The sequence below is a fragment of the Vibrio sp. 03_296 genome (assembly GCF_002265885.1).
The window spans coordinates 1-1046 of sequence record NZ_NPKW01000242.1; the positions used below are offsets into that span (position 1 = coordinate 1).

The following is a 1046-nucleotide window of genomic DNA, read 5'->3' on the forward strand; positions in this document are numbered from 1 at the left end:
TCGACAACCCCAATCATGTTATTGCCAATACTGTGGATCTACACCAAACAACGCCCAATCCGTTCACGCGTGGCTTGGTGCCTTGCGTCGCGGTAGCAGGAACAGCCATCTTAGTTCAGTGACGCACAGAAACAAAAAGCCCGAGTCATGCTCGGGCTTTCATTTAGCTGTTTAAGCTTACTTAACCAATACTTGGCCAGTCATCTCTGCTGGAATCTCTAGACCCGCTAGAGACAGCATGGTTGGTGCTAAGTCAGACAGTTTACCGCCTTCCTTGAACTCAACCGCTTTGTCACGACGTAGATAAAGTGGTACTGGTAGGCTAGTGTGAGCGGTGTGGAGTACCGCCGGTTTTCTGGGATCAACCATCATTTCTGCGTTACCGGTGGGTCTGCTGTGATCAATAGCTGACCACCCACTTCTTTGATCGCTTCAACCACTTGGMCMACGCTTGCATCCAACGCTTCAATCGCTTTTTCTGCAGCTTCATAAACGCCAGTGTGGCCAACCATGTCCGCATTCGGGTAGTTACAGATAATGGTGTCGTACTTACCAGACTTGATCGCCGCCACCATTTTCTCAGTCAGCTCAGTTGAGCTCATTTCTGGTTGAAGGTCGTAAGTCGCCACTTTAGGAGAAGCAACAAGTTGACGCTCTTCACCTGCAAATTCGTTCTCACACCTCGATGAAGAAGACACGTGTGCGTATTTCTCAGTTTCAGAAATACGTAGCTGCGTTTGACCCTGCTTAGACAACCACTCTACCGTAGGTGTTTTCTAGCGATGCAGGTGGGAATGCGATAGCAAGAGGAATGTCTGCTGCGTATTGAGTCAGCATCACAAAGTTCACCGCTGGGAATGCTGCTGCGTTCAAAGCCAGCGAAATCAGCGACGAAGGTACGAGTGATTTGACGTGCACGGTCTGCACGGTAGTTCATGAAGATCACTGCGTCGCCATCTTGCATTGCAGCACTTTCTTGGCCTTCCGCTTTGATTTCGGTCGCTTTAACGAACTCATCGTTTCACCACGCTCATACGCGGCAGCAA

2 pseudogenes are annotated in these 1046 nt (G+C 49.7%); one reads left to right on the forward strand and one right to left on the reverse strand.

What is annotated here, in order from left to right:
- Positions 1 to 122 (forward strand): annotated as a pseudogene (locus CIK04_RS23695) (EamA family transporter); the annotation flags it as partial.
- Positions 123 to 177: 55 nt separating this feature from the next.
- Here CIK04_RS23695 and gpmI read toward each other — a convergent pair.
- A pseudogene (gene gpmI / locus CIK04_RS23700) lies at positions 178 to 1046 on the reverse strand (2,3-bisphosphoglycerate-independent phosphoglycerate mutase); the annotation flags it as partial.